Source organism: Amycolatopsis sp. CFH S0740, from assembly GCF_004522315.1.
In the GTDB taxonomy this organism is placed as follows: Bacteria; Actinomycetota; Actinomycetes; order Mycobacteriales; family Pseudonocardiaceae; genus Amycolatopsis; species Amycolatopsis nivea.
On the sequence record NZ_SDLS01000004.1, the window covers coordinates 315,863 to 340,315 of the forward strand.

Here is a 24,453-nt window from a genome sequence, read left to right on the forward strand (position 1 = left end):
GCGGGAACTCCTAGCGGGCCTTGGCGAGCAGCTCGACGCCCTCGCCCAGGCCGATCACGTCGGCGTATTTGGCTTGCAGGTCAAAGAGAGCGGCGTCGTGCGGTCCCCGTGCGCGGTCGCCGCAGGCTTCGCGGACGACGAGGGTGTTGAAGCCGGATTGGACCGCGTCGACCGCGGTGGCCCGAACGCACCCCGAGGTCGTCGCGCCGCAGACCAGCACGGTGTCCGCGCCGAGGCCGGTGAGCAGCGCGGCGAGGCTCGTTCCGTGGAACGCGGACGCGCCCTTCTTGACGATCAGGTGGTCGGTGTCGTGCCGTTCCAGGCGGGGATCGAGCGCGACCTCGGCGCTTCCGTCGCGCAGGCTCCGCATGCCGGGAGCCTTGCGCAGCCACGCGATCGCGTCGCCGTCGGCCTCCGCGGGGGTGTAGCTGATCGCGGTGTAGACGACCGGGGCTCCGCTCTTGTGGGCGGCCCGGACCAGTGTGTCAGCGGCTTCGACTTCGGCGGAAAGGTCTGCGCCGGAAGGGAATTCCGGTTCGGTGAAACCGCGAGTCAGGTCGACCACGACCAGCACCGGCGCGGTTCCCCGCGGTACCGCGGCCCCGAACCCCGCGCGGGCGTAGGTCTGGTCGGTCTCGCTGCCGTGCAGTCCGTTCTCAGGCGCGTTCACGCAGCAGCTCCTTGATCAGTTTGTGCTGCGACCGGACCCGGCCGAGCAGCCAGCCCTGGAACAGCCCGAGTGCGCCCGCCGCGACGATCGGGAGATAGCGCTTAGCGTTGGGCGGCAACAGCATCGCCAGTCCGTCGAGCGAATCCGAGGCGGGCGCGGCGGCGGCCGCTGGTGTCGCCGGAGCCGGTGCGGTGCCGCCGTTCTCCAGCAGCGCGCCGAGATTCTGCGCGAACTGCTGCAGGATCCGATTCGACACTGTGCTGATCGCACCCTTTCCAAACTGCGCGATCTTGCCCCGCACCACCAGATCCGTGTGCAGGTTCAACGCCGAGCCCTTCGGACCGGGCACCAGGGTCAGCGTGACGTCCGCTTCGGCGTCGCCGTTGCCGTGGCTGTCCGCGCCCCGGGCCGACAGCCGCAGCCGGCGCTCGCCCTCGGCGATTTCGGTGAACCGGACCTTGCCCGCGTACGCGGCGCTGACCGGGCCGACCTTGAACTTGACCTTGCCGAGATACGACTCGCCGTCCCGGCCCTCCAGCACCGCGCCGGGCAGGCAGCCCGCGACCCGCTCGACGTCGTTGAGCAGCGCGAACACCGTGTCCGGATCGCCGGGAAGGTCAAGGGTGTTCTCGAGAATCATCGGACCGCGTCCTCTTTCCTGCCGGATCCGGCGCACCGCCGCGCGGCGGTCGCCTCGATCGCGTCCACAATGGTCTGGTATCCGGTGCAGCGGCACAGGTTCGACGACACCGTCTCCCGGATCTCCTCGCGCGTCGGCGACGGTTCCTGGGCGAGGAATCCCTCGGCGAGCATGAGGAAACCGGGCGTGCAGAAGCCGCACTGCAGGCCGTGGTGCTCCGAAAACGCCTGCTGCAGATCGTTCGGCTCCTCCGGGGTGCCGAGGTCCTCGACGGTCCGGATCGCGCAGCCTTCCGCCTGCACGGCGTACATCAGGCAGGCGCGCACCGGCTCGCCGTCGACCAGGATCGTGCACGCCCCGCACACGCCGTGCTCGCAGCCGACGTGCGTGCCGGTGAGGCCCACGTCGTGCCGGAGCACGTCGAGCAGCGTCCACCGCGGTTCGACGAGCAGTTCGTGCTCCTCGCCGTTGACGGTCAGGACGATCAGCTGTTTGTCGGTCATGCGCCGGTACCCGCTTTCTCCCGGTCGGCCGCGGCGAGCGCGGCGAGGACGGCCTCGGGGTGGACCGGGGTCTGCTCCAGCTGGACCCCGGTGTGCCAGAGAAGGTCGTTGACCGCGTTCAGCACGGCGGCGGGGGCGCCGATCGTGCCGCCCTCCCCGGCCCCCTTCGCGCCGCTTTCGGTGAAGGCGCACGGGGTTTCGAGGTGGTCGACGGTGATGTCGGGGATCTCCGCGGCGGTCGGGACGAGGTAGTCGATGAAGCTCGCCGCCGACGGTTCGCCGTTCTCGGCGTAGGTGACCTCCTCGAACAGCGCGCCGGCGATGCCCTGCGCGATGCCGCCGCGCGCCTGGCCGTCGACCACCTTCGGGTTGATCACCACGCCGCAGTCCTCGACACAGGCGTAACGGAGGATTTTCACCTGTCCGGTGCCCGGGTCGGCCTCGACCACCACCGCGTGGGTCGCGTTCGAGAACGTGCCGTCGCCGGGGACGTCGAACGCCGCGGTGGCGGTGAGCGTCGGCTCGGCTTCCTTGGGCAGCAGGTGGCTGCGCAGGTACGCGACGTCGGCGATCTCCTCGAACGAAAGCCGCTGGCCGGGGTCGTCTAGCTGGATGACTCCCCCGTCGCCGTCGAGGCCGACGTTCTCGACGCGGGTGTCCATCAGGTGCGCCGCGATGACGCAGAGCTGCTCGCCCAGCCGGGTCGCCGCCGTCGCCACCGCCGAACCGCCGATCGTCACCGATCGGGACGCGAAAGTGCCCCAGCCGTAGGAAATCCGTTCGGTGTCGCCTTGCCGCAGCTTGACCTTGGCGAGGTCGACGCCGAGCCGTTCCGCGACGATCTGCGCGAACGTCGTTTCGTGGGACTGCCCGTGGTTGATCGTGCCGCTCGTGACGACGACCGAACCGGTGAGGTCCATCCGGATCTCGCTCACGTCGAATCCGGGGACGACGGTCATCTTCCGCTTCGCGAACGCCTCGGAGCCGTAGCCGGTGCGCTCGGAAAAGCAGCTGTAGCCGATGCCGATGTGCGGATTCTTCTCGCGCAGGTCGTACCAGCCCTCGTCGCGGAGGATCTTCTCGCCCAGCTCCAGCGATTCGAGATAGCTGCCGGGGTCGTACGTCACCTTGTTGATGCCGGTGTACGGGAACTCGGTGATCACGTTGCGGCGGCGGATCTCCACCGGGTCGAGACCGAGCTTGCGCGCGGCCAGGTCCATGATCCGCTCCATCACCATGACGTACTGCGGACGGCTGACCCCGCGGTACGGCGCGGTCGGCGCTTTGTTGCTGGTGATCGCCCTCGCCCGCACCCGGTAGGCCGGAACCCGGTACACCGACGGCATTTCCGCCGCCGCCATCAACGGTTCGATGCCGACGGTGAACGGATAACACGAGTACGCGCCCATGTCGCACACGATGTCGGATTCCAGTGCGGTCAACTCGCCGTCCGGAGTGAACGCCGCACGCGTGCGGTATCGCTGTTCGCGGGCGAGGAACCCGGACGCGAGCGCTTCGCTGCGGTCCTCGATCCACTTGACCGGACGTCGCAAGCGCTTCGCCGCCGCCGCGACAGCGATTTCTTCGCGCCCCACAACGCATTTCTGCCCGAAGCCGCCGCCCATGTCCGGGACCACGACGCGCACCGAACGCTCCGGAATCCGCAGCGAACGCGCCAGCACGGTCCGGACCTGGTGCGGCACCTGACTGCAGGTCTGGACGAGAAGCTGCTCGTCGCGGTCGTCCCAGGACGCCACCGCGCCGCGCGTCTCCAGCGGCAACGCGTTCTGCCGGCCGCTGCGGGTGACAAGCTCGATCACGCACCCGTCCGCGAACGCTTCGTCGACGCCCGGGGTGTCGAACGCCGTGACGTCGAGCAGCACGTTGCTCGGCGCGTCCTCGTGCACCAGCGGCGCGTCCTCGGCGAGCGCGGTCTCCTCGGAAACGACGGCGTCGAGGACCTCGTAACTCACCTGCGCGGCCTCGATGCCGTCCTCGACCGCGTACGGATCCTTCGCGATGACCAGCGCGATCGGCTCGCCGACGAACCGCACCTTGCCGCGCGCGAGGATCGGCATCGTGGTCGGGGTGAACTCCTCGGGCGGACGGTCCAGCAGCGCGACCATGTCGCCGAGCTGGAGGTCTTCCGCCGAATACGCGGCTACGACACCGGCCACCTCGCGGGTGGCGCCGAGGTCGAGTTCGGTGATCTTGCCGTGCGCGACGGTCGCGCGCACGAACCCGGCGTGCAGCATTCCGTGGAGGTGAATGTCGTCCACGAACCGCCCCCGGCCGGTGACCAGCCGCGGATCCTCGCGACGGCGCACGGACGCGCCGATCCACTTGCCGCCCCGGCCGTCGAAGCGGGGTTCTTCGGATGCCCTCACCGGTCTCCCCTCTCCCATGCCTGCCCCAAACTCCGCGCCACCAACGTCCTCGTCAGCGCCCGCCGGTAATCCGCACTGCCTTGCGCGTCGCTGCGCGGATCGATCGCCTCCGCCGCCGCCCGGCCGCACTCAGCGAACAACTCCGGCCCCGGCTCGCCTCCAGCCAGCACCGCCTCGGCTTCCGGAACCCGCAACGGCGCGGGCGCGACCCCGCCGAGCACCACCCTTCCGCCTGCCAAGGAACCGTCCTGGCGAGGTTCGAGCGTCACCGCCGCCGCGACCGTCGCGAAATCCCCGGCACGGCGGGAAAACTCGGTCAACGCGGCCTTCGGAGCCGCCCGGGTGAACCGGACCTCGGTGACGACCTCGTCCGCCTCCACCGCGGTCGCGTAGAAGCCGTAGAACATCTCCCCGGCCGGGATCTCGCGGCGGCCGTGCGGTCCTTCGGCGACGATCACCGCGTCCAGCAGGAGCGCGAGCATGCACCACTCCGCGGTGGCGTCGCCGTGCACGAGACTCCCGCCGACCGTGCCGCGCGACCGGATCGGCAGGTGCCCGACGTACCGCATCGCCTCCGCCAGCACCGCGAACCCCGGGCTGAGCTGGGCCACCTCGACCTGGCGGTGCGTCGTCATCGCGCCGATGCGGAGCGTCGAACCCGCGTGGACGATGTCGGTCATCCCCGGCAGGTCCCGCAGCCGCCCGAGGTCGACCAGGTCGCTCGGGCGGGCCAGGCGGAAGCTCATCATCGGCATCAGGCTCTGCCCGCCCGCGATCGCTTTCGGCTCCCGCCCTTGCCCGGCGAGGTCGGAAAGCAGGCCGACGGCGTCGGCGACGTCGTGCGCCCGATGGTAGGCGAACGCGGCGGGCTTCATGCGATTCCCTTTCTGCTGCGGCGGATCAGACTGCGTCCAGTTCGGACTGGTGCGGCTCCGGCGCGGTCTCGTCGTCGATCCGGTCCAGCTCCCGGCCCCGGGTTTCCGGCGCGCAGAAGACCATGAACACCACGGCCCCGACGACGAGCAGTCCGAGCAGCGTGAACGTCAGCGGCAGCCCGAGCACCGGCCACAGCACGCTGCCGAACAGCAGCGGCGCGAACCCGGTGACCGCCCGGCTGGACGACGACGCCCAGCCGAAGCCCGAGGCGCGCAGTTCGGTCGGGTACAGCTCGGACACGAAGGCGTACATCACCGGGATGACGATGAGCGAGAACAGCCCGAACGCGCCGATCGCCACCACCGCGGCTCCGGCCGACCCGAGCACCAGCGAGAAAATCACCAGGGTGACCGCAGCGAGCGGCCCGGCCGCGGCGATGACCCGCTTGCGGCCGATGCGGTCCACGAGCAACACCGCCACCACGACGCCGACGATACCGAGCGCGTTCATCAAAGTGGTCGAAGCGAACGCGGCGATCTCCCCGAAGCCCTGTGCCTTGAGGATCGACGGCATCCAGCTCAGCGCGGCGTAGTACACCAGCATCACGGTGATGAACAGCGCCCACGCGACCCCGGTGACCTTCGGGTTGTATGCCCAGACCCGCCGCAGCTGGTCGACGGCCGCGAACACCCCGCCGCCGCGCTTGTCTTCCTGAACCGCCGGCGGAATCCGGTACGGCTCCTTCGGCGCGCCGGTGCGCTCGACGAGGTCGTCGATGACCAGCCGGGCTTCCGCCTCGCGCCCCTTGCGCACCAGGTACAACGGCGATTCCGGCACCCCGCGCCGCGCCCAGAACAACAGCACCGCCGGGAGAATCATCAGCACCAGCATCCACCGCCAGTTCCCGGAAACCGGCACCAGCAGCGTCGCGGACGCCCCCGCCAGCGTCGTGCCGACCGGCCACCACCCGTCCATCGCGGACAGCACCCGGCCGCGTTGCTTGCGCGGCGAAAACTCGCTGACAATGGCGTAGTCCACCGGAATGCAGCCGCCCAACCCGACTCCGGCGAGGAACCGCAGCAGCAGGAACACCTCGATGTTCGGCGACAACGCCGCGAACACCGAGAAGAACGCGAACAACAGCAAGGTAATGCTGAACGCCCGCTTCCGCCCGATCCGGTCCGCGACCGTCCCCCAGGCGACCGCCCCCACCGCCATGCCGATCAGATTGGCGGTGGCGACGAACCCCCGCTGCGTCGCCGACAGCCCGAATTCCGTGCCCACCAGCGGGGTGAGGAATCCGTTCAGCGCGACGTCCCAGGCGTCGAACATGTAGCCGAGCCCGCCGATGAGGAAGATCTTGCCCTGGACGCGCCAGCGCCACGGCAAGTCTTGGACCACCTGGTCTCCGGTACGCATAGCCTTTGCTCCTTTGCGAAGTCTGCGTGTGCCGTTTTCGTGCTATCGGGCGAACTGGTAGTGAATCGATTCGTTGTCGGGGTCGTTGAGCGGAGTTCCGTTCCACAGCCAGTCGTAGGACACATCGGACTCGCCGTCGAAACTCCGCAGTTTTTCGTCGCGCTCGCGTTGCGCCGGACCGTCCGGCATGTGGTAAAAACTCATATTCTGCAAAGAGGCGTCCTGCACCATCCCCGCGTGCTTGGCCCGCCGGTGCACATACCGGGTCAACGCGGTGTCGATCCCGTCGCGCGTCGCCTGCCCGAGCTCCTCGGCAAGGACTGCCCCGTCCTCCATCGCCTGCGACGCCCCTTGCGCCTGGTACGGAAGCATTGCGTGGCAAGCATCCCCGAGCAACGCGACGCGCCCGTCCACCCACACCGGATCGCGACGCCGCCGGTACATCGCCCAGACCGAGACGTCGTCCTTGGCCTTGGACAGCATCATCGGCACCCGGTCGTCCCAATCGGAATACTCGGCCGCAAGCTGCTCCGCACTGGCCGGCGCACTCCAGTTCTTCTCGACTTCCTCGGTGCACGGCACGATCGCCACCACGTTCAGATACTCGCCGCCGCGGATCATGTAATGCACGAGATGCTTGTCCGGCCCATACCAAATCGTAGAATGGTAACGATCGACCAGGAACCGAGTAGCCGGATCCGCCGCGATCGAATCCCCGGGAATCAACGCCCGGTACGCCATCTCGCCGGAAAACGCGAGCGTGTCGTCAAATCCCGCGAGATCCCTTACCGCAGAACGAATCCCGTCCGCCCCGACGACGACGTCCCCTTCAAACCGCCGCCCGTCCTCGGTAATCACCGCAGGCCGCTCCGGATTCCCCCGGTCAAGATCCACGACCTTCGCCGCGGTAGCCACCTTCACCACCGGCCCCGCCCCGTCCGGGTCGATGCACGCCCGCAGGAGAACGGAATGCAAATCCGCCCGATGGTAGTGCCAGTAAGGCGCCCCGTACTTGTCCACGACCCGCTGCCCGAGCGGCAACTGCGCGATAATGCTGCCGTCGGCCCACCGCCGCCGAACCTGATCCTGCGGCTCGCACCGAACCCGCTGCAGTTCGGCCCGCAACCCCAACCCGATCAGGATCCGGCTGGCATTGGGCGCAGTCTGAATCCCGGCCCCGATCTCCCCCAGCTGCGGCGCCGCTTCGACCACCGTGACCCGCAACCCGCGCTGCCGCAACGACAAGGCAGCACACAGCCCGCCCAACCCGCCGCCGGCGACCACTACCTCGAAAGACTGACTCGCCGCCACCTGCCGACCTCCTACCCGCTAGCCGCCTCCGGCTCACCTAGCCCCGGACGCGGTTAATCCGAACACGGATTATCCGAACACGCAATAGTCTGCGGGGAATTTGCTGGCAGGGAGGCGCTTTCAGCCGCGCAGGGTGGCGGGACAGTCACCGAACGAGGCGATGCTGCGGTTCCCGGGGCGGTGCGGCGGGGCGGGGCGGCGGGGCGGTACGTGAGGGCCACCCTCACGGCCGCTGATTCCCTCAGGGGTCCCCTCACGACCCTCTGCCGACCGCGAGAGGACCCTTCGCGGGCCCGGCTTGCCTGAAGGGACCCTTCACGACCCTCCGCCGACCGCAAGAGGTCCATTCGCAGGCTCGCCCGCCGGGGTCCTCTCCCGATCCGCCGCCACAATGCGCAACCAATGTGGCGTTCGGTGCGTCAGACGCACCCAATGCCACATTGGGGATTCCAGCAGCAGGCAAGGACTCTCACCCCACCGACGAAACCCCGCCACGCGAGGCCGCGGTCCGTGAAGGGCTCCTTGAGGGAATCTGATTCCCTCAAGGAGCCCTTCACAGACTTCCAGAGGAGAAAGCCACGCAGCCCGCCTCGCCGCCAGCACCGTGCCCGCCCTGACGAGCACCGTTGCAGCACCCCGCCTACCGCCCTACCGAGAAGACCTCATTGGGCCACAACCCACGCTGCGAGCCCAACGCGACCAACCACCCGGCCACGCGCATCTCCAACCGCAACGCGCGCACCCACCGCGCTACCGAGCAACCTCATTGGGCGAAGGCGCCACCCGCGCACCCAACGCGACCAACCACCCAAGCCACCCGCGCACCCAACCGCGACGCGCGAACCCAACCAGCCACGCGCAACCCAACCGCGACCCGCGAACCCAACCAGCCACGCGCACCCCAAACGCAACGCGCGCAACCAACCAGCCACGCGCACCCCCCAACTGCAGCCCGCGCACCCGACCAGCCACCCGCCACCAAACCGCAGCCAGCGCACCCAACGATCGAGGCACCCAGCCCTCCCCCGCACCCCGATACGAAGCCCATCTGCGGTTCGGGGGTGCTTGTCAAGGCATCTTTCCCGCCTTGACAAGCACCCCCGAACCGTCAGCACAATCAAGCTTCGGGGTGCCCCACGCAACCAGGGCGCGATGTCGCCGCCAGGCGACGAGCCGCCACGGAAGAACTCAAATCTCCGACCGCTCAGCAACCGCCTCCCACAGCGCACCCAGCTCGTTCAACATCCCCGCGATCTCCCCCCGCCGCTCCTCCGGACACCCCTCAAGCAACGCCTGATCCAGCTTCCGCGTCCGCCGAGTCACCTCGCGAAACGCAGCCAACCCGTCATCCGTCAACGTCAAAACCTTCGCCCGCGCATCATGCGGCGCAGGCCCCCGGGCAATGAGCCCCCGATTCTCCAACCGCCGGCACACATCAGCCATCGTCGACGTGTCCAGCGCGACCGCCTTGGCCAACGCGGTCTGATCGAACCCGGGATAAGCCCGCACCGCCGACAGCACCGCGAACTGCGGCCCCGTCAGCACCGAGTCGACATGCCGATTCCAAGCCGCCAAATACGCCTGGTACAGCCGTCGAGCCCCGTACCCTGGCGCGGCAGCGAGATCCGTCGGAGCCTCCAGGCTCACCCGCCGCCCCGCCCGCGAGCCGCCTTTCGCTGACCCACCCACTGCTGTCGACATCCCTCGACCTTAACTACGCACCCGCGCCCCAGCAGCCCGTCCGGCCCGCCGGAGCCTGTCCCCGCATCGCCCATAATAGTACGTCCTCGGACTAAGTGCGGTTCAGGCAACGCCGGACGGGTTCCGCGGATTCCGGTCGAACAGGGCAGCGCCGCCCATCAGAAAGAGCTGCGCGACCACCCGATCCCACCGCCGCTGCTTCCACGCGATAGCCAGCAGCCCGCGATGCGCCGCCAGGTGGTCAGCCAGCACGTCGTGACCGAGGTTGTGCGCCCGCCCGAAATGTCGGTAAGCCGCACGGAAATCCCGCACCGCCAGCGCGGCCCGCCCCCGGTCCATCTCGCCCTCGTACTCAGTGTCTGCCATCATCCCTCCCCGTTACAGCATAGACAAAAACGCGGATTGACGACGGAAAAGCAATTCGCACAAAGCCGCCACCAGAAACGGAGGAATACCCAGCAGCTGAATGGCTCACCGCGGAAACCGCAGGTCACCACTCCGGCCGCGAACTCCCCAGTTCAGGCGTAGTCCCCTCCCACCGCGGCGGGGTCTCGCTCATCCGGATCACCGGACCCAAGCTCTTCAAATCACCATAGATCGTCCCGTCGTCCACCACCGCGTAGCGCTCGAATTCGTCGCGCGAAAGACGACCGGGCGCATCCGCGTAGGAGGTCAGCAATCCCTGCCGCTGCAACAACATCGACGACTGGCACAGCGAAACCCGCACATGATAAGACCCGCCTTCCCTAGCCCGCCGCGCCAAAGCCAGCATCGCGCCGTAACTCCCCAGGAAACCGGTGAGGAAATCGCACAAATAAACAGGCGTCAACTGTGGACGGTCCCCTCCCTGAATCACACAAGCACCAGTCACAGCTTGCGCGACCTGATCCCATCCAGCACGCATCCCGAAAGGACCACCGGAACCGAAGCAGTCCACGCTCACATAAACGATCCCCGGACGCAGCGCCGCGAGATCCTCGGGACCGAACCCATGAGCCGACATCCGCCCCGGGCGATAACCCTCGACGAACACATCCGCGGTACTGGCCAAAGAACGCAACCGCGCAGCATCGTCCACTGTGGAGTAATCGAGATAAGTGCTTCGCTTGCCATGACTGGTATCCCGGACGAACGGAGCCACCTGAGGAAGATGCGGCGCAGTCACCATCAGCACATTCGCCCCGTGCTCCGCCAAACTCAACGCGGCAGTGGGCCCAGCCAGAATGCGAGTCAGGTCCAAGACCCGGACGTCCGACAGCGGCGAAGCACCCCCAGCGGGCAGCGGAGAAGGAGCGCTCTCCCCGATCTTGCTGATCTCGACCACCGGCCGGGAAGCCAGATACGCGCCATGCGGATGCGCGAGCCATTCCTCCGGCGTCCGCACGACTCCCCCACAAGCGCCAGCGGCGGCGATAGCGTCTTCCAGATCTTCGGCCTTCCACTTGGCGACAGCAGCGGCAACCGAGGAAGGCGTCGCCTCGCAATCGAGAACATCCAAAACCCGGCGTTCCAAGTGCGGCAGATTGAAATGCGGCAGAAACCACCGTCCATCGGCGGTCGGCCAAGGCTGGGTGAGCGCGACCATGTGCTCGACGGCGGGCGAAAGCGGCGCGGGGCGGTATTCGCCGGAAGCGGAACGGACGAGCGTCATGTCTTCACCGCCGAGAGCGGTGGCCGCGGCAGCGCGGACATCCACCGCGATCTTCTGCCGACGTCCGGTCCGCAGCTCCCACAGATCGTTCGCGGCGACGGCGCGGGCGGCGAGTGCGTCGGCGAGGGTTTCGCCGATCCGGAACGGCGACGCGAAAAGCGGGTCCGAGCCGGTGATCGTGACCTCGTCGGCGGCGGGACGAGGGGCGTCGCGCAAGGTCATCAGTTCGTCGAAGGCATCCATTGTCATTCCTTTCAGGCCGAAGCGACGTCGACCACGATGCGGCCGGTACCGGCACCGGCCAGGAGTGAAGCGGCGGCGTCCTTCGCGTCGGAGAGCGGGACGACCCGCGTCACGGAGTACAGGAGCGCCGGATCGAGCAACTGCGCCAACCGCTGCCAGGCGGCCTCGCGACGGAGCGGAGGCGTGCGGACCGAGTCGATCCCGAGCAGGGAGACGCCACGCAGAATGAACGGCAGGACATTGCCGGGGTACTCGGCACCTCCGGCGAGTCCGCACGTCGTCGCGACGCCGGAGTGTTGCAGCCCGGCAAGCGCACCGGCGAGGACGGAGCCGCCGACCGCGTCGAGCACGCCTGCCCAGCGTTGTTTGCCCAGCGGCTTGCCAGCAGCGGCGAGCTCGGCGCGGTCGAGGACCTGCGCGGCACCCAGTGCGGTGAGTTGCGAGGACAGCTCAGTCGGACGGCCAGTGGCGGCGATGACCTCGTACCGAGCCGCCGCGAGCAGCGCTATCGCGATCGAGCCGACGCCGCCGCCCGCGCCGGTGACCAGGATCGGGCCGGTTTCCGGGGCCAGGCCGTGGCGTTCCAGCGCGAGCAGGCTCAGCGCGGCGGTGAATCCGGCGGTGCCGATCGCCGCCGCGCGGAGCGGGCCGAGCTGCGCGGGAACGCGGACGAGGTCGTCGCCGTTGACCGCGGCGAGGCCAGCCAGCCCGCCGTGCAGGTCTTCGCCGAGGCCAGCGCCGTTGAGCGTGACCACGTCGCCTGCCTGCCAGCGCGGATGCCGCGACGCGAGCACCTCGCCGGTCAGGTCGATCCCGACGACGAGCGGATGCCGCCGGACGACGCCGGGGCGGCCGTGCAGCGCGAGCGCGTCCTTGTAGTTGATGCTCGAGCAGCGCACGCGAACGGTGGTGTCGAGGTCGTCCAGCATCGCCGGGTCGAGCCGGTCGAGCGTCGCTCCGGCGGAGTCGCGCGCGATCCAGCCGGGGAAGGCCGTCATCTCCTGGTCCATGCTTCCCACGCTAGAAATCCGGAACCTGACAGGGAAATGCCTGTCACAACGGCGCCATGCACGGCGGGCATAGCTGGGTAGGCTGCCCGGCATGGAGGTCGAACTGCGGCATCTGCGCGCGTTCGTGACGGTCGCGACGTGCGGCACGTTCACGGCCGCGAGCCGCGAACTGCTGATCACCCAGCCGGCGCTCACGCGCACGATCCAGCAGCTCGAGGAGTCGGTCGGCACGCGCCTGCTGGAGCGCACGCCGCACGGCGTCGAACCGACCGAGGCCGGCGGCGAACTGCTCGGGCGGCTGCGCGTCGTGCTGCGCGATCTCGACACCGCGCTCGCCGCGGCGGGCGGGAACGCCGGGCTGCGGATCGGGTTCCAGTGGGCACTGCCGGATCCGTGGGCGAGCGACCTGCTGACCGCCTTCGAAACCGCGACCGGCGCGACCGCCACCCTCCTGCGCCGCGACGACATCGTGGCCGCCCTGCATTCCGGCGACGTCGACGCGGCGCTGGTGCGCGGCGAGATCGACGCGTCCGGGATCAGCGGAACCTTGCTGTTCGAGGAAGACCGGCTCGCCGCGGTCGCCGCGAGTTCGGAACTGGCGGCGCGCGCGGAGCTGGACTGGACCGAGCTGGCCGCGCATCCGGTGGTCGTGAACACGGTCAGCGGCGCGACCAGCCCGCTCGACTGGCCGCCGGAAAACCGGCCCGCGCAGGTGGTCCAGTGCGGCAGCTACGACGAATGGCTCACGATCATCGCGTCCGGCCGGGCTGTCGGATCGACCACCACCTCGGCCGCGGAAGCGCACACCCACGCGCGCGTCGCGCACCTCCCGCTGCGGAACGCGCCCCGCGTGGCCCTGCGCCTGCTGTGGCCGACGCGCCGGTCAAGCGATCCGCTGCTGCGCCGGTTCAGCGAACTGGCGCATTCCGTTCAGCGAGCATCGTAGTCCGCGCGGGCTTTTTCGATCTTCGCCAAATGCTCGACGCTCCATTCCAGCAACGGCGCGGTCGCTTCGCGAAGGGTCCGGCCCATGACCGTCAGCTCATAGGAAACGTGCGGCGGCATGACATTGTGGACAGTCCGGGTGAGAATCCCGTCGCGCTCCAGATCCCGCAGCGTCACGGTGAGCATCCGCTGACTGATTCCTTCGATTTCCCTTTTGAGTTCAGTGAACCGCTTCGGCCCGTCGCGCAGCATGCGGACGATCAGCAGCGCCCACTTGTCGCCCACGATCTCCAGGACCACGCGGGTCCGGCACACCTCGTCGGCCATGGTTACCTCCGGAGAACCGGGGCACTAATTAGTGCCTTATTGCCCACCGCGCCGCACACGATCACGATGGTTCTCGAACAGTACTGGGTTACTTCCGGTAACCGCAAAACCCGAGGAATCCTGACTATGACTACGTTTGTGCTGGTGCACGGCGCGTGGCACAGCGGCCGCGCCTGGGACCGGGTCGTCCCGCTGCTGGAAGCGGCCGGGCACCGGGTGCTCGCGCCTTCGCTGACCGGCTACGGCGACAAGAAGCACCTGCTCAGCCCCGAAATCGGGCTCGACACCCACGTCCAGGACATCGTGGACCTGCTCCGCGGCGAAGAGGACGTGGTCCTGGTCGGGCACAGTTATGCCGGGCTGGTCATCTCGTCGGCCGCGAACGAGATGCCGGACCGGGTCGCGGAGCTGGTCTACCTCGACGCGATGGTGCCCGAGGACGGCGAAACCGCGGTCGACGTCCAGCCGGTGAGCCAGCGCCTGATCGAACTCGCCCAGCAGCACGGCGACGGCTGGCGCGTCCCGCCGCTGCCGGAGCGGCCCGCGCCGTTCGGGCTGTTCGGCGTCACCGACCCGGACGACGTCGCCTGGGTGCGCGGAATGCTCTCCGACCAGCCGGTCCGCTGCCTGCAGCAACCAGTGCGGCTCGACAATCCGGCCGCGCGAGCGATCCCGCGCACGCACATCCACTGCGTCGGCACGACCCCGGAGGGCATCATCCGCCGCCCGGTCCCCGCGATCCAGCCGAACGGGACGCCCGCCCAGGTGTGGGAGCTGCCGACCGGGCACGACTGCATGGTGACGATGCCGGTCGACCTGAGCGAGCTGCTGCTGAAGCTCGCCTAGTCCGGACGGTCGAGTGCCCACCGGGCAAACTTGCCCAGTGGGCACTTTTATGGCTACCTTGGGAGCACAGCACCCGGGGGAAGGACATCCAGCCATGCCGAAAACCGCCGTGCCGGAAGAAACGAGCCCGTTCACCCGGCGCGTCAAGATCGGCATCGCCGGGGCGTTGTCCGGCATGGCGCTGGGCATGCTCGACAGCTACATCGTCGCCACCGCGCTGCCGAGCATCGCCGCGGACCTCGGCGGACCAGGGTCGATGACCTGGATCATCACCGCCTACGCGCTGGCGATCGCCGCGTCGACTCAGATGTGGGGCAAGCTCAGCGACCAGTTCGACCGCAAGGCGATGTTCCTGCTTTCGGTCGCCGTCTTCCTGGCCGGATCCATGCTGTGCGGGCTGGCCCCGACCATGGGCGCGCTGATCGGTTTCCGTGCGCTGCAAGGCATCGGGGCCGGCGGACTGCTCGTCGGGGCGATGGCGATGGTTCAGGTTCTGGTGCCGCCCAAGGAATCCACGCGGATCTCCAGCTGGACCGGTCTGCTCCTGGGCCTCTCCCTCGTCGGCGGCCCGCTGGCCGGTGGCTTCCTCACCGACGCGCTCAGCTGGCGCTGGATCTTCTACGTCAACGTCCCGTTCGGACTGTTGTGTCTCATCGGGACAGTCGTCGGGGTCCAGCTTCCGGCGAAAAGCGGGAAAGCACGCATCGATTACGGCGGAACGGTTTTACTGGTCGCCGCGGTCGTCTGCCTCACCTTGGCGACCAGCTGGGTCGGCACCCGCTACGCCTGGAACTCGCCGACGATCCTCGGCCTGTGCGCGGCCGCGGTCGCCGCGCTGACCGCGTTCGTGTTGGCGGCACGCCGCTGTCTCGAGCCGCTCGTCCCGTTCCGGATGTTCCGCACTCGCAACTTCGCGCTCGCGCAGGTGCTCGGCTTCGCCTTCAACGTCACCATGGTCGCCACAGTCACTTTTCTCCCGTTGTACTTCCAGAACGCGCGCGACGTGCCGCCGTCGCTCAGCGGGCTGCTGCTGATCCCGATGACCGCCGGGATGGTCGTGGTGATGAACGCGAGTTCGAGATATCTCCGCCGCACCGGCCGTTTCCGGATCCTGCCGATCGTCGGCAGCGCCTGCGTCGCCGTCGGGATGGCCGGGGTGTGCCTCCTGGGACCGGACACCGATCCGCTGCTCGCGTCGCTGACCGGACTGCCGCTCGGGGCCGGGCTCGGCTGCCTGATCCAGAACACAATCCTGATCATCCGGCTGAGCGTCGAACCCCGAGACCTCGGCGCGGCGCTCGGCCTGGGCTCGCTGACCCGAACCCTCGGCAGCGGCATCGGCGCGGCTCTGTTCGGCTCGCTGTACGTCGGCGCGCTGACCCGAGGCACCACACCGACCGCGGTCGCCGACGGCCTGCACGCGGTCGCCGGTGCGACGCTCGTCGTCGCGCTGCTCTCCCTGGCGGCCGCGTGCTTCGTCCGCGAAGTCCCGCTCACGGACCGCCTTGCACCGCACTGACCTGCGGATTCCAGCGGCGCTCCAGCCCCGTTCCATACCTTCCCGGCAGCGTCCTCCACGGTGCGTCGCGTCCGCCGGGAGGGTGGGACCGAGGCCAAGGGGGACGAACCGGCCGGGCCAGACCCTCCCGGCCGGTTCGGGCAAGGGCGGTCGCAACCCCAGGCTCCGCCCTTGCCCGCTCTTCACCGCTCGCGGCGGGTGCGATTTCGGCCGCCGCACCGCCTCGAGCGCTGCGATTCCCATCGCCGCACGGCCCGCGAGGCCGCGATTCCGCTCGCCGCACGCCCGCTTGCCGCCCCCGATCGCCGCGTTTCACTCGTTGCACCGCCTTGATTCGCCACGATCCCGATCGCAGCGCCGCCCGCAACGCCGCACTTCCGCTCGCGACATTGCCCCGAGTGCCGCACCGCCCCGATCACCATTCCGATCGCCGTGCCACCCCGGCTGCCTCGATCCCGATCGCCGCATCGCCCGATCACCGCGCCGCGGCGTGGCGGCGTGGCGGCGTGGCGGGCCGGAGTAGTCGGAGCGACCGAGACGGGGCCGAGCCAGCCACGGCCGCCACGACGTGCTCCCCCGAGCAGTTCCCGTCCGCCGCACCCACCGATCCGCCTCGGCCGCCACCGGTGGTCAGCCGATCGCGCGCTCCAGCAACACCTCCGCCGCCGCACGCGCATGACGGCCGTAGCCTGGATCGCCGAGAACCATCGCTCGGCTCGCGGCTCCGTCGGCCAGCGTCACCAGTTGCTCGGCGAGCGCGGCGGGATCGGCGGCCCCCAGCTCCGAAACCAGGTCGGTGACCAGCCGGAGCATCAGCAGTTTCTGCTCCCGCGCGTACGCGTGCACCGCGCTGGCCGGGTCGGGATACTCCGCCGCCGCGTCCACGAACAGGCAGCCGCGCACCGGTTCGGCGTCCGGCAGGTCGAACATCGCCAGAAGCCGTTGCCGCACAGGGAGATCCGCGCGGGTCAGCACGTCGTGCAGAGTGTCGCCGGAGCGGACGAGGTCGCGCAGATAGGCGACGACCAGATCGTCCTTGACCGGGAAATGCAGGTACAGCGTCCGCTTCGACACCGGGGCCGCGGCGGCGACCTGCTCCATCGTCGTGCCGGTGATGCCCTGGCGGGCGAACAGGTCCGCGGCGGCCGCCAGCACGCGTTCGCGGCCGCCGCGACCGGCCCGGCGGGCCTTCTCCTCGACCATGCGGCCAAGTGTACAGAAACGTTTACTTAAGCCTCCGCAGCCTGCTACCGTGCTTAGGTACACGAGAACGTTTACCTAAGGAGGCACTCCCGATGCCCGACCTCGCCGACGCCGCCGCGACCCTGATCCGCGGGCGGCGCGCGACCCGGTCGTTCCGGCCCGATCCCGTTCCGGACCGCACCCTGCGCGAGATCTTCGACCTCGCCGCCTCCGCGCCGTCCAATTCCAACGCGCAGCCGTGGCAGGTCGAGGTCGTCAGCGGCGCCAAGCGGGACGAACTCGCCGACGCGCTGGTCGCCGCACACCAGCAGGGCCGCCGGTCGGTCGATTTCCCGTACAGCGAAGCCATTTACGAAGCCGTGCACCAAAAGCGCCGAGCAGCGGCGGGCGGCGCGTTGTACGGCGCGCTGCGGATCGGTTTCGACGACCACGACGCGCGCGCCGCCTACGACGCCGAAAGCCTGCGCTTCTACGGCGCCCCGCACGTCGCGCTGCTGTTCGCCCCGGACACCGCCGAAGCCAGGCTCGCGGCGGACGTCGGGATGTACGGGCAGACCTTGCTGCTGGCCATGCAGGCGCACGGAGTTTCCAGCTGCCCGCAAGGATTGCTGAGCTTCTACGCGGACACGGTCCGGGAAACGCTCGGCCTCGACCGCGGGAAGCTGCTGTTCGGGATCTCGTTCGGGTACGCCGACCGCGCCGCGCCCGTGAACCGGTTCGCCGTCGGTCGCGCCCCGCTCGCCGAGACCACCCGCTTCCACGCCTGATCTCGTCTCGACCGGAATCTCCCGAAAAGATTGCCGGGCCGCCGCGCGGGTACTCCGGCCCGGGGAGGTGCCGATGGACGTACCGACAGTCGGTGTCGAGGAAGAATTCCTGCTCGCCGCGCCGGACGACGGCCGTCCGATGCCCGTCGCGGCCGAGGTTCTCGGGAAAGTCGGGCGGCTCGCGGACGGGGCGGCCGTCCACCGGGAACTGCGCGCGACCCAGGTGGAACACGCCACCGGCGTCTGCACGACCGCGGCGCAGCTTCGCGACCAGCTGTGCCGCGGCCGGCTGGCGTTGTCCCGCGCCGCGACCGACGCCGGCTGCGCGATCCTGGCCACCGGCAGCCCGGTCGGCCCCCTCCGCTCCCCCGCCGAGCCGCTGCCGCCGGACCGGTACGCGCGGATCGACGCGCACTACGGCGATCTGGCCGCCGATTACGAAGCCTGCGGCTGCCACGTGCACGTCGGAGTCCCGGACCCGGACACCGCGGTAGCAGTCGTGAATCACCTCGCGCGATGGCTGCCGACGCTGCTCGCGCTGTCGGCCAACTCACCGTTCGACCGCGGCCGGGACACCGGGCTCCACAGCTGGAGAATGGCGCTGCAGACCCGTTTTCCCGGCTCGGGCCTCTCCCCGCACGCGAGGTCCCACGCCGAGCATTCGCGGCTCGTCGACTCGCTCGTGGAGTGCGGAGCGCTGGTGGATCGCGAGCAGACGTTCTGGCTCGCCCGGCCTTCGCCGCGCTATCCGACAGTGGAGCTGCGGGTCGCCGACGTGCTGCTGACCGTCGACGGCGCGCTCGTTCAGGCAGTCCTCTCGCGGGCACTGGTCGCGACCGCACTCGCTGACCTGGAACGCGGCATCGAAGCAGCCCCGCTCGACCCGCAGATCGGTTCGGCGGCGGTGTGGGCGGCGACGCGACACAGGCTCACCGGCGCCCTCGTCGACCCGGTCCGCGAGAGACCGCTGCCCGCCGCCAAAGCCGTCGCCGATCTGCTCCGCCATGCCGGACCCGCCCTCCGAGCGGCCGGAGACCACGACCTCGCCCACCGGCTCGTCCAAGCCGTGCTGCGAGACGGCACCGGCTCGGCCGCGCAACGGAAAGCCGGGCCGGACGGAGTCGTCGCGATGCTCGCCGCGCGCACTGTCCCACGCGTGACCTCGCTCCAGACGGGTACCCGGGGACAATGACGACCTCCCTCACCGCACTGCCGACCGCGCGCGGACCGGTCTCCGCGGCACTGCTGGAAATCCTGCGGGATCCGGCCGTCCAGACCGCGGTCGACCTCCGCGACGCCGACCCGTTCGGCGACGATCTCCACCTCGCCCTGCACCTCTGCTACGAACTGCACTACCGCGGGCTGCCCGGCGTCGACGCGGACCGCGAGTGGGACACCGCGCTGCTGAAAATCCGGGCAGAGCTGGAGAACACGTTCCGTTCCGCGTTGCGCGACGCGGTTCCCGGCGGCTCCGACGTGGACGCCGAACTCGACGAACTGCTGACCGAACGCGACGCCGACGGAGCGGTCGGTTTCCTGCTGGCCGAGGGCGAATGGTGGCATGTCAAGGAACTGTTCGCGCACCGGTCGATCTACCACCTCAAGGAAGCCGATCCGCACGCGTGGGTCATCCCGCGGCTGTCCGGTCCGGCGAAGGCCGGGCTGGTGGCAGTGGAGTTCGACGAGTTCGGCGGCGGCCGCGCCGACCGGGTGCACGCGAAGCTGTTCGCGGACCTGCTCGCGGCGGCGGACCTGCCCGACGGGTACCTGGCGCTGCTGGAGCACGTTCCGGGGCCGATGCTCGCGCTGGTCAACATGATGTCGATGTTCGGCCTGCACCGGGCGTCGCGCGGGGCGCTGGTCGGGCACTTCGCCGCCGCGGAGATCACCACCGCCCCGGGCGCGCAGCGGATGGACCGGATCCTGCGCCGCCTCGGCGCGCCCGAAGCCTGCCGGTTCTTCTACACCGAACACATCGAGGCCGACGCGGTGCACGAACAGGTCATGCGGCACGACGTCGTGGGCGGATTGCTCGCCGCGGAACCGGAACCGGAACTGGCGGCGGACGTCGTGTTCGGGATCCAGGCCACCGGGTTCCTGGAAGCACAACTCGACCAGCACCTGCTCGGCTGCTGGCAGGACGGACTGTCCTCGCTGCGCCAGCCGCTGCCTTGAGGACAACGGCCTGGTCGCGCACCCGCGACCAGGCCGCCGCAGGGTCAGCCAGTGCCGCGGACCCGCTTCCGATGACTCGCGTCGCACCACGGAAACCTCTTGCTGCGCCGGCAAGCGCACACCGCGACGACGAACCGGTCCGACCGCGCCGTGCCCCCGTCCGGAGTGGACACCTCGACCGGTCCCTCCACCAGGACCGGCCCGCCCGGCACCACCCGGACCCGGCGTTCATCGCGCGGCACGGAGCACCACCAGTTCCTCCGTGCGGTCGCCGGGCCGCACGAAACCGCGTTCGATCAAGAACTCAAGGCGTCCGGAGACCACCGGTCCGAACGGCACTTCCGCCCGCGCCAGCACCTCGCTGCGCAACCCTCCGGCAGCCAGCGCGAACCGGGTTTTGTCCACATCGGACATCGTCGACTGCACCAGGTACAGCGCACCAGTACGGGTCAGCAGCGAAGGAGCGGCAGCGCACAGCGGGCCCAGCATCGCGCGACCATCCGGCCCCGCGTCCCAAGCGCGAGTCGAGCGGACGGTCGGCGTCGGCGAAGGCACATACGGAGGATTGGCGACCACGACGTCGTACGGTCCGGCTTCGACGGTTTCCTCAAGCCCGCCGCGGAGCAGTCCGATCGGGAGCGCGCCCAGCACGGTGTTCATCCACGCGGAAGCCAAGGCCCGCATGGAGATGTCCGCCGCGACGACCGCGGCTCCGGTCCGGGCCAAGGCGATGGCCAGCGCACCGCTGCCGGTTCCCACGTCCGCGCACCGCATTCCGCACCCGATGCGCGTGTCCGCCAACAACACGCTCGAAAGCAAGGCGGTGTCCTCTTGCGGACGGTAGACCCCCGGCAGCCGGAATACTCTGCCCAGCGGCCGGGCCTCCGTTTCAGTGCGCACAGACGTCGTCATGGCGGTCCTCCATCTCGGTCGGGCCGCCGGGATACCCCCGTCCGGTCTGGCCAAACCGCGATTTCCGCCGCACCGCCCCGAAAACGGCCGGTCACCCGGGCGCGTGCCGGTAGCAGCACTGCTCGACGATCTCCCCGTCGCCGTTGGCCTTGGGCTCGCCGTGGACGTAATGGCCGACCCCGCGCGCCCGCGCCATTTCCCGGCCCACCGACACCGCGTCCGCGCGGCGCGCCGCGGTGTTCGCCACCCGCCGGATCCCCTCGATCCGGTTCTTCCACAGCCCGCCCTCGCGACTGGTGTGAATGTCCCCTTCGGCCATCCCGCGCCTCCTTCCGCCTCGCCCGCCGGGTACCCGATGCCCCCGCGGGCAACCGGGTTGCCGGGGCCGCCACCGGGTACCCGAACCGGGAACGGAAGGAGCGAAACCATGACCGAACCGCGCGAATCCGACGACGTCTACGGCGACACCCCGGAAGAAGAACGCGAGACCATCCGCGGCGAACAGGGCACGTCGCGCGACGAACACGACGACTCCGACCCGCAACAGGGACGATGAGCCTCAGCGGGACGATTCGCAGGCTTCCCGCGCCGGCACCCCGCAGCCGAGCCGGGCCCAGACCGTCTTGCCGACGGAATGCTCGTGCACTCCCCAGTCGTCGGCGAGCCGGTCGACGAGCAGCATCCCCCGGCCGCGCGCCCGGTCGAAGTCCGGCGGGCGGACCTTCGGGCGGCCGCGCTCGGGGTCGTCCACTTCGATCACCACTACGCAGGGCCGGGACAGCACGGTCAGCCGCGCATACGACGGGCCCGAGGTGTGCTCGTAGGCGTTCGACGCGAGTTCCTCGATCACCATCAGGACGTCCGCGAGATGGTCCGGGGACAGATGCCCCAGCGACTTGCCCGCCCAGGCGCGCAGGCTCGGCAGCGTCGCGACCCCGGTGCCCCGCAGGTCCAGTGCCCAGGGTGCGTCGCCCTCCCCGGAGCCCGGGCCGGTCACCGCCGGTCCCTCGTTTGGACAGGACAACAGAACCACTCTCCCGCCGACTGCGCGACGGCGCGCGGGCTCGCGCCGGAAAACGCCGCGGCGTTTCGCCGCCCCTCGCCGCAGCCGCTTGACCTCACGTGGGGAAGTCCCTTTCTCGTGCTCGACTTCGCCGGTGCCCAATCGGGCGTACCCGGACGGGGCAGACTTCACACCTGCTGGCGCGCATCTCCGGTTCCCGGGGCCGGTTCGGCTACTGTCGCTGCATGCCGTCTCACGCGCCGGAGCCCGAATCGCGGGCTCGCCTCGCCGAAATCCTCGGCCCCGGGGCGAGCAACGCCGCGCTCGGCGAGGAGCTCACCAAGATCCTCACCCGGGCTTGCGCCGTCCTCGACGTCGACACCGCCACCGTGCTGCGGCACGATGCCCGGTGGCAGCGCCTGGTCGCCGTCGCGGCCGCCGGACTCGAGGAGGAGATCTACCAGGGAGTCCAGGTGCCGGTCGGCGCGGGGTTCGCCGGCGCCGTCGCCGCGCGCCGGGAGCCGGTCGTCATCGACCAGGTCGACCGGACCACGGTGCTGAACGCGCTGCTGGCCGAGCGCGGCCTGCACACCATGCTCGGCGTCCCGATGCTGGCCGGGACCGAACTGGTCGGCGTGCTGCACATCGGAGCCGCCCGGGACCGCCGGTTCACCACCACCGACATCGAAACCCTGCGGCTGCTGGCCGACCGGCTGGCCGCCGTGCTGCAGGCGGAGATCATGCACCAGAACCAGGCCGCGACCATCGCGCTGCAGCGCAGCCTCCTGCCGGGCGTGCTTCCGGTCGTCAAGGGCCTGCGCCTGGCCGCGCGCTACGTGCCGGGCGCGGAGGCCGGGCTCGGCGGCGACTGGTACGACGTGTTCCGGCTTCCCGGGGACCAGACCGGCATCGTGATGGGCGACGTGTCCGGGCACGGCCTCGAAGCCGCGGTCATCATGGGACGGCTCCGCAGCGCGCTGCGGGCCTACGCGCTCGACTGCGACGATCCCGCGACCGTCCTCGCCAAACTCGACCGCAAAGCGAACCACTTCGAACACGGAGTGATGGCGACGGTCGCGTACGGCATCCTCCGGCCCGGCCACGGCAGCATGGCGCTGTCGCTCGCCGGGCACCTGCCGCCGGTCGTCGCGGCGCCGGGCGAACCGGCGCGGCTCGTGCCCGCCCCGCCGGACCCGCCGGTCGGCCTGACCGTCGGGGCCACCGTCGAACGGCGCACCACCACGGTGGAGCTGGTGCCGGGAGCCGTCGCCGCGTTCTACACCGACGGTCTCGTGGAGCGCCGCGACCGGCTCGTCGACACCGGCATGGACCAGCTCGCCGAGCTGGTCCGGCCGGAGGACCCGGAACTGGCCTGCGCCCGGATCATGGCCGCGATGGTGGGATCGCGGCCCCCGCAGGACGACGTCGCACTTGTGGTGCTCCAGCGCACTGCGGGGGCGCACTGATCACTCCGCGGCCAGCGCCTCGTCGAGCGTGCGGTACAGCGGGAGACTCTGCTCCAGCCCGGTGAGCTGGATCGGCCGCAACGTCGCACGGCCGGACGCCACGATCCGCACCTGCGTCCCCTCCGGCGCCTCCCGGCACGCGGCCAGCAGGACGGTCAGTCCCGCCGAGGCGAGGAAATCGACCCCTGTCAGGTCCAGTACCAGCACCGGGGGCTTCCCGGTGAGGGTCTCGGCGACCGCGGCCGTCAATTTCGGGGCGGTCCCGAGGTCCAGGTCCCCGTTCAGGGCCAGCACCGCCGCGGGCGAGCGGTCGGCCCGTTCGATCGACAGCGAACCCGGCGGGTCGATCACCGGGTCGGTCAGCTCACTCATCGCTCTTTCCCTCCTCAGGAAGCCCGGAACGCCTGCGTCCGGGCAGGAAAAGTACGCGGCTGGCTGCTCAACCGCGAATAGCATGCCTTACGGACGGCGGCTCGCACGAATGCCGCCGCGGGAAATGATCTCGGATCCCGGGAACGTCGGCAGCGCGGGGCCCCCGGGAAGAGACGTTCGGCTCATTGCGCGCGGTTTTCGCCCTTCGCGGACGGGGCTGTTCGGGTGCTGGCTTGCCCGCCCCGGGGACGCGGCAGGCCACGGTCCGGGCGGTTCGCGCCGATCCTCCAGCGGGAGACCTTTCGCGGCTGAATGCGCATGGATGTGCTGTTGGCCGCCGCCCGCGCGGACCGGCCCGCCACCGAACGCCTCGAACACCACGCCCGCTCAACGCACGCCGAGCCACCATCGGCCGCTGCCCATGCGACCTGATCCGCAACCCCGCAGCCTGGACTCCCCACTCGTTCACCGCGCACCGAGACACCATCGGCCGCCGCAGTTCACGGA

26 protein-coding genes are annotated in these 24,453 nt (G+C 70.0%); 8 read left to right on the forward strand and 18 right to left on the reverse strand.

Features of this window, described 5'->3' with window-relative positions:
• Positions 1 to 10: 10 nt before the first annotated feature.
• The 11 genes from EIZ45_RS09905 to EIZ45_RS09955 all read right to left on the reverse strand — a co-directional run bounded on the left by EIZ45_RS09905 (position 11) and on the right by EIZ45_RS09955 (position 12,411).
• Positions 11 to 670, reverse strand: coding sequence for an isochorismatase family protein (locus EIZ45_RS09905; RefSeq protein WP_134662348.1), 660 nt, complete (start codon positions 668 to 670; stop codon positions 11 to 13).
• Positions 657 to 1,310, reverse strand: a complete 654-nt coding sequence (locus tag EIZ45_RS09910) for an SRPBCC family protein (protein ID WP_037813173.1) — start codon at positions 1,308 to 1,310, stop codon at positions 657 to 659. The genes EIZ45_RS09905 and EIZ45_RS09910 overlap by 14 nt, the downstream gene beginning before the upstream one ends.
• A complete protein-coding gene (locus EIZ45_RS09915) occupies positions 1,307 to 1,813 on the reverse strand; it encodes a (2Fe-2S)-binding protein (RefSeq protein ID WP_037813174.1) in 507 nt (168 codons plus the stop codon). The genes EIZ45_RS09910 and EIZ45_RS09915 overlap by 4 nt, the downstream gene beginning before the upstream one ends.
• Complete coding sequence (locus EIZ45_RS09920) at positions 1,810 to 4,200, reverse strand: xanthine dehydrogenase family protein molybdopterin-binding subunit (protein ID WP_037813175.1); 2,391 nt, start codon at positions 4,198 to 4,200, stop codon at positions 1,810 to 1,812. The genes EIZ45_RS09915 and EIZ45_RS09920 overlap by 4 nt, the downstream gene beginning before the upstream one ends.
• On the reverse strand, positions 4,197 to 5,075 hold the full coding sequence (locus EIZ45_RS09925) for a xanthine dehydrogenase family protein subunit M (RefSeq protein WP_134662349.1): 879 nt from the start codon (positions 5,073 to 5,075) through the stop codon (positions 4,197 to 4,199). Before EIZ45_RS09925 ends, EIZ45_RS09920 begins: the two co-directional genes overlap by 4 nt.
• A 25-nt stretch (positions 5,076 to 5,100) precedes the next feature.
• Positions 5,101 to 6,495 carry an MFS transporter gene (locus EIZ45_RS09930; RefSeq protein WP_037813179.1) on the reverse strand — a complete coding sequence of 465 codons (1,395 nt, stop codon included), beginning with the start codon at positions 6,493 to 6,495 and terminating at the stop codon, positions 5,101 to 5,103.
• Between the two features lie 42 nt (positions 6,496 to 6,537).
• Positions 6,538 to 7,806, reverse strand: a complete 1,269-nt coding sequence (locus tag EIZ45_RS09935) for an FAD-dependent monooxygenase (protein ID WP_037813181.1) — start codon at positions 7,804 to 7,806, stop codon at positions 6,538 to 6,540.
• Positions 7,807 to 8,994: 1,188 nt separating this feature from the next.
• Positions 8,995 to 9,381, reverse strand: coding sequence for a MarR family winged helix-turn-helix transcriptional regulator (locus tag EIZ45_RS09940; RefSeq protein WP_235146808.1), 387 nt, complete (start codon positions 9,379 to 9,381; stop codon positions 8,995 to 8,997).
• A 228-nt stretch (positions 9,382 to 9,609) separates the two neighbouring features.
• Complete coding sequence (locus EIZ45_RS09945; RefSeq protein WP_167756393.1) at positions 9,610 to 9,873, reverse strand: DUF3703 domain-containing protein; 264 nt, start codon at positions 9,871 to 9,873, stop codon at positions 9,610 to 9,612.
• 124 nt (positions 9,874 to 9,997) lie between these two features.
• Entirely contained in the window at positions 9,998 to 11,401 is a 1,404-nt protein-coding gene (locus EIZ45_RS09950) for a CoA transferase (protein ID WP_240690571.1), read from the reverse strand.
• A gap of 11 nt (positions 11,402 to 11,412) precedes the next feature.
• Complete coding sequence (locus EIZ45_RS09955) at positions 11,413 to 12,411, reverse strand: acryloyl-CoA reductase (RefSeq protein ID WP_205669849.1); 999 nt, start codon at positions 12,409 to 12,411, stop codon at positions 11,413 to 11,415.
• Between the two features lie 91 nt (positions 12,412 to 12,502).
• On the opposite strand from EIZ45_RS09955, the gene EIZ45_RS09960 reads away from it, so the two are divergent.
• A complete protein-coding gene (locus tag EIZ45_RS09960; protein WP_134662352.1) occupies positions 12,503 to 13,357 on the forward strand; it encodes a LysR family transcriptional regulator in 855 nt (284 codons plus the stop codon).
• Here the strand turns inward: EIZ45_RS09960 and EIZ45_RS09965 are convergent.
• A complete protein-coding gene (locus EIZ45_RS09965; protein WP_037813190.1) occupies positions 13,342 to 13,683 on the reverse strand; it encodes a helix-turn-helix domain-containing protein in 342 nt (113 codons plus the stop codon). The genes EIZ45_RS09960 and EIZ45_RS09965 overlap by 16 nt on opposite strands.
• Before the next feature lie 126 nt (positions 13,684 to 13,809).
• Between EIZ45_RS09965 and EIZ45_RS09970 the strand changes: the two genes are divergently transcribed.
• Together EIZ45_RS09970 and EIZ45_RS09975 are read left to right on the forward strand one after the other, a co-directional pair.
• Positions 13,810 to 14,529 carry an alpha/beta fold hydrolase gene (locus tag EIZ45_RS09970; RefSeq protein WP_134662353.1) on the forward strand — a complete coding sequence of 240 codons (720 nt, stop codon included), beginning with the start codon at positions 13,810 to 13,812 and terminating at the stop codon, positions 14,527 to 14,529.
• Positions 14,530 to 14,623: 94 nt separating this feature from the next.
• Complete coding sequence (locus EIZ45_RS09975) at positions 14,624 to 16,048, forward strand: MFS transporter (protein ID WP_167756394.1); 1,425 nt, start codon at positions 14,624 to 14,626, stop codon at positions 16,046 to 16,048.
• Between the two features lie 630 nt (positions 16,049 to 16,678).
• Here the strand turns inward: EIZ45_RS09975 and EIZ45_RS09980 are convergent.
• Positions 16,679 to 17,251, reverse strand: coding sequence for a TetR/AcrR family transcriptional regulator (locus EIZ45_RS09980; RefSeq protein WP_134662355.1), 573 nt, complete (start codon positions 17,249 to 17,251; stop codon positions 16,679 to 16,681).
• Positions 17,252 to 17,343: 92 nt separating this feature from the next.
• On the opposite strand from EIZ45_RS09980, the gene EIZ45_RS09985 reads away from it, so the two are divergent.
• The 3 genes from EIZ45_RS09985 (at position 17,344) to EIZ45_RS09995 (ending at position 20,193) form a co-directional block, all read left to right on the forward strand.
• On the forward strand, positions 17,344 to 18,018 hold the full coding sequence (locus EIZ45_RS09985; RefSeq protein ID WP_134662356.1) for a nitroreductase: 675 nt from the start codon (positions 17,344 to 17,346) through the stop codon (positions 18,016 to 18,018).
• A gap of 73 nt (positions 18,019 to 18,091) precedes the next feature.
• On the forward strand, positions 18,092 to 19,210 hold the full coding sequence (locus tag EIZ45_RS09990; protein ID WP_134662357.1) for a glutamate--cysteine ligase: 1,119 nt from the start codon (positions 18,092 to 18,094) through the stop codon (positions 19,208 to 19,210).
• The gene (locus tag EIZ45_RS09995; protein ID WP_134662358.1) at positions 19,207 to 20,193 is read left to right on the forward strand and encodes an iron-containing redox enzyme family protein; all 987 of its coding nucleotides are present in this window, start codon (positions 19,207 to 19,209) and stop codon (positions 20,191 to 20,193) included. The genes EIZ45_RS09990 and EIZ45_RS09995 overlap by 4 nt, the downstream gene beginning before the upstream one ends.
• Positions 20,194 to 20,237: 44 nt before the next feature.
• Here the strand turns inward: EIZ45_RS09995 and EIZ45_RS10000 are convergent, their stop codons facing one another.
• The 3 genes from EIZ45_RS10000 to EIZ45_RS10010 form a co-directional block, all read right to left on the reverse strand.
• Complete coding sequence (locus tag EIZ45_RS10000) at positions 20,238 to 20,435, reverse strand: CDGSH iron-sulfur domain-containing protein (RefSeq protein WP_037813204.1); 198 nt, start codon at positions 20,433 to 20,435, stop codon at positions 20,238 to 20,240.
• The gene (locus EIZ45_RS10005) at positions 20,422 to 21,105 is read right to left on the reverse strand and encodes a methyltransferase (RefSeq protein ID WP_134662359.1); all 684 of its coding nucleotides are present in this window, start codon (positions 21,103 to 21,105) and stop codon (positions 20,422 to 20,424) included. The genes EIZ45_RS10000 and EIZ45_RS10005 overlap by 14 nt, the downstream gene beginning before the upstream one ends.
• A 91-nt stretch (positions 21,106 to 21,196) precedes the next feature.
• The gene (locus EIZ45_RS10010; protein WP_037813210.1) at positions 21,197 to 21,424 is read right to left on the reverse strand and encodes a DUF2188 domain-containing protein; all 228 of its coding nucleotides are present in this window, start codon (positions 21,422 to 21,424) and stop codon (positions 21,197 to 21,199) included.
• Positions 21,425 to 21,532: 108 nt separating this feature from the next.
• On the opposite strand from EIZ45_RS10010, the gene EIZ45_RS47335 reads away from it, so the two are divergent.
• Positions 21,533 to 21,661: a hypothetical protein gene (locus EIZ45_RS47335; protein WP_255443129.1), complete on the forward strand. Its 129-nt coding sequence runs from the start codon at positions 21,533 to 21,535 to the stop codon at positions 21,659 to 21,661.
• 3 nt (positions 21,662 to 21,664) lie between these two features.
• Here EIZ45_RS47335 and EIZ45_RS10015 read toward each other — a convergent pair whose 3' ends face one another.
• Entirely contained in the window at positions 21,665 to 22,102 is a 438-nt protein-coding gene (locus EIZ45_RS10015; RefSeq protein WP_037813213.1) for an ATP-binding protein, read from the reverse strand.
• Positions 22,103 to 22,353: 251 nt separating this feature from the next.
• On the opposite strand from EIZ45_RS10015, the gene EIZ45_RS10020 reads away from it, so the two are divergent.
• Complete coding sequence (locus tag EIZ45_RS10020) at positions 22,354 to 23,574, forward strand: PP2C family protein-serine/threonine phosphatase (protein ID WP_037813216.1); 1,221 nt, start codon at positions 22,354 to 22,356, stop codon at positions 23,572 to 23,574.
• On the opposite strand, the gene EIZ45_RS10025 is transcribed toward EIZ45_RS10020, so the two are convergent.
• Entirely contained in the window at positions 23,575 to 23,946 is a 372-nt protein-coding gene (locus tag EIZ45_RS10025; protein WP_051728972.1) for an STAS domain-containing protein, read from the reverse strand.
• Positions 23,947 to 24,453: the final 507 nt, after the last annotated feature.